5 protein-coding genes are annotated in these 3,304 nt (G+C 45.7%); 2 read left to right on the forward strand and 3 right to left on the reverse strand.

All coding sequences use genetic code 11. The features are described 5' to 3' along the window. Both rpiA and PX481_RS08990 read right to left on the reverse strand, forming a co-directional pair. The coding region (rpiA, locus tag PX481_RS08985) for a ribose 5-phosphate isomerase A (protein WP_288094455.1) at window positions 1-469 on the reverse strand (469 nt) is incomplete at its 3' end. A gap of 72 nt (window positions 470-541) precedes the next feature. Beyond that, complete coding sequence (locus tag PX481_RS08990; protein WP_002757731.1) at window positions 542-1,069, reverse strand: RNA recognition motif domain-containing protein; 528 nt, start codon at window positions 1,067-1,069, stop codon at window positions 542-544. A gap of 561 nt (window positions 1,070-1,630) precedes the next feature. Between PX481_RS08990 and PX481_RS08995 the strand changes: the two genes are divergently transcribed. Together PX481_RS08995 and PX481_RS09000 are read left to right on the forward strand one after the other, a co-directional pair. After that, a complete protein-coding gene (locus PX481_RS08995; protein WP_002739006.1) occupies window positions 1,631-1,831 on the forward strand; it encodes an NblA/ycf18 family protein in 201 nt (66 codons plus the stop codon). A 133-nt stretch (window positions 1,832-1,964) separates the two neighbouring features. Next, complete coding sequence (locus PX481_RS09000; RefSeq protein ID WP_002757730.1) at window positions 1,965-2,846, forward strand: universal stress protein; 882 nt, start codon at window positions 1,965-1,967, stop codon at window positions 2,844-2,846. 291 nt (window positions 2,847-3,137) lie between these two features. Here the strand turns inward: PX481_RS09000 and PX481_RS09005 are convergent. Continuing rightward, window positions 3,138-3,304, reverse strand: a 167-nt coding sequence (locus PX481_RS09005; RefSeq protein ID WP_502888591.1) for a low molecular weight phosphatase family protein, incomplete at its 5' end; no start/stop codon positions are given.

Below are 3,304 nucleotides of genomic sequence, written 5' to 3' on the forward strand. Positions count from 1 at the left end.
CCAATTTTCGCATCACCGGAGTCATGGCCATGGGTAACACTTCCACCGGCAAAAGAAAAGTCGATCCCAACTTATCCACCAGCTTATTGCCATCCACCACCACAACGAAAATATCGGCGAGACTATCGACAATTTTCTCCTGAGTATGGGCAGCACCGCCACCCTTAATCAGGTTTTTCTGGGGATCCACCTCATCAGCCCCATCGATAGCGATATCCATCTTTGCGATGACATCGAGGGTAGTGAGGGGAATTCCGTACTTCCTAGCCAAAACTTGCGCTTGAAAAGAAGTAGGAACCCCGACAATATTGCTGATTTCCCCGCTTTGCAGTCTAGCGCCCAGATACTCGATCGCGTAGGCCGTCGTTGAACCAGTTCCCAATCCCACGACCGAATTAGATTGAACTAGATTAGCGGCGGCCTTACCGACCTCCTGTTTCATGAGAATGACCGGATCGATTGCTGTCATGATGCACATTCCTAAAAGCGATATTTTGAACCTCTTAGTTATCGGCTATCCCTTGCCCTCTTGTCAATGGAATTAGGGATTAGTGGCCTGAGCTGCTAACATTTCCTTGAGTTTAGCCAATTCATTAGCCCAACGGGGATCTGGCTGTAAAGCGTCACCATCGCTGGTAACTTTCGGGGCATTATTGCCACCCCGTTCAGCCTTGCGTTTTTTGCCGCCGCCACCACCACTACTGGATTTGCGCGGTGCTGCTGTCGTCGGTTTCGGAGTCGGTCTTTCGACTTTTTCCGGGGTTTCTACGCTGGCCTCCGTGCCTTCTGCTTCTTCTCCTTCTTCTTTACCTCCCTTGCTGCGGGGGAGAGCTTTCTCGATTTTGATCGGGTTTTCCATGAAGGATTGACCGTTGTATTTTTCGATAAACTGGTCGGCTAGTTCATCGCTAGGGACGGTAACGAAGGCAAAACCGCGACATTTGCCAGTTTTGCGATCTTTGATGACTTTAGTGGTGATCGTATCCCCTTCATCGGCAAAAAGCGCCTGTAATTTTTCGCGCTCGACGGATTCTTTGGGCAAATTACCAACGTATAGACGAACGGACATGATGGATTCCTCCAAGTATAGGGTGATGTAAAAACTTGTGCGACATTCCGTGCCTGTATGCTGATTTTTTTAAGGCAAACAGAGCTAAGGAGGATGTTTCCCAGCGATAAGCTTGCAGTTTCTGCACGATAGCGGCTGTGGCCGTCAATTTTGACTATCCTTAACGATTTCAACGAGAGGGACGGAATCTAGGGGTTACGTTTTTAGCTTTTAACAGGCCTAATCATTCAACTTACCCGATTTATGTCGCTCTCTTCGATTATTACAGAATGTTTACACAATTTGTCAAATATTTTCTCTCGCTCTGGGCTGCCTAAGTATAACTACTTAAGTATTTGTTCACAGTAAGCAAAATTTTATGAAAACTCTTGCTAAATGTATCATTATATGCTTCTTTCCTTTTGGCGGCGGGGTATCCTAGCTAACGGGAGGGAAAAAGCAAAACCCCCTTTACAGATACATTGACACTTTGTCAAGTATTTGTTACATTAGTTAAAAAAGGTGATACCCATCACCCATCTCGCTTGTTATCAACCACTGTCTTCATCGAGGAGGAACACCATGTCTCAACCGATCGAACTTTCCTTAGAACAACAGTTCAACATTCGTTCTTTTCAGACTCAGGTAGAAAAAATGAGTCAGGAGCAAGCGCAGGATTTCCTGATCAAGCTCTACGAACAAATGATGGTCAGAGAAAATATGTACAAAGCTTTTCTCAAACACCAGTGGGGTCTAGATTCTAATCCCTGGGCCCCCCAGTAACTCATTTCACCCCTGCGGGCGACCTCTTTCTCCGGCTGGGTTTCTGCGGAAACGAGCTAGGGATGCGGGGCGCATTTCTTCACCTTTTTAGCTATTCTTAGGGAAGAATAACCGAATTGCTAGGGGTTAATTTATGTTCGAGCGCGCTTTGATCTGTACAGATCTTTTCGATGGTCTCCATCGTCTTGTCCATTGTGTGCCACACTTAGCCCTGAGCGGCTTAAAACAAGTTATCTTCCTCCACAGTATTCCGGTTTGGGAACAACCCACCCTAGCTGCCGTAGATCAAGGGAAAATTGACGCGGCTAAAGAAAAATTATCCCCAGCTTTAGCAAATATTCCCGACGGTATGACAGTTATTGTCGAAATCTCTAACCGTCGTCCCGTGGATGCCGTGCGGGAAATCCTCGCGCATCACTCTATTGACGTGATTTTGATGGGAAATCCCATGCGCGGTGCTGTCCAAGAAAAATTATTCGGTAGTACCAGTTTAGCGATCGCAGGTATTACCGATATTCCGCTGCTGATTTTCCGACCGCAATTATTATCAGTTTATACTCGCGATGAATTAGCCCTGCGCTGTCAACATCTCTGGAAACATTTATTAATTCCCTACGATGGCAGTCCCGACGCAATTTATCTAATTGAACAGATGGAAAAATACGCCCCAACTCGCGCCCCCGGCTCTTTTGAGCAATGTCTCCTCGTCCGGGTAGTGGAAAATATCAGTCGCGATCCCAGTGTCACCGAATACCGTTTAAATGATGCCCGTCGGGAATTAGAATCGGTGCAAGTGCGACTAGAAAAACTCGGTTTGCAAGTACAGAGCCAAGTGCGACAAGGAACACCTGTATTAGAAGTTTTGACGGCAGCGGAAGAAGATGACATCAGTGCCATCGCAGTGGCTACCTGCCATCGTTCCAATATGTTGGAATGGTTAGCCGTGCGTCGGATTAATGAAGATATTCTTCATCAACTGTGGTTCCCCTTATTATTTTTCTCCCCCAAGGGATAGGCTAGAAAAAAGCTCCTCTTGGGGATAAACTACAAAGGCACAAAGGACAGAGAGAGGAAGACAGATTTGATCGCTAAAATCGATCACACAAACGATAAGAGAGCCGCAAAAATTTGGGAGAAATTAACTTAAGTAAGTAGTTATAATTAAATTAAAAATAGATTTTGCCTCTGATCCCCCCTGCCCCTCCTAGGGTTGATTCATAGTAGAGTTGATTCATAGTAGGGTTGATTCATGAATCAACCCTACCCAAACTCCTTGATAAGGTGGGGATCTGAAAACTTTTAACAACTACCTACTTAACTGTTCAATTAATCCGACAACTTTAGCCTTAATTTCATCGCGAACTCGGCGAAAAGTTTCGATGGGTTGACCATCGGGATCATCAATTAACCAATCCTCGAAAATTTCCTGTAAAACCCATCCTTCCGGCAGATTGACACCGCAACCACATAGGG

The sequence above is a fragment of the Microcystis sp. M53603_WE2 genome (assembly GCF_030065435.1).

Coding starts and splice junctions, on each gene's coding strand:
- PX481_RS08995 (WP_002739006.1), top strand. CDS start 1,631: ATGTCTCAACCGATCGAACTTTCCTTAGAACAACAGTTCAACATTCGT.
- PX481_RS08990 (WP_002757731.1), bottom strand. CDS start 1,069: ATGTCCGTTCGTCTATACGTTGGTAATTTGCCCAAAGAATCCGTCGAG.
- PX481_RS09000 (WP_002757730.1), top strand. CDS start 1,965: ATGTTCGAGCGCGCTTTGATCTGTACAGATCTTTTCGATGGTCTCCAT.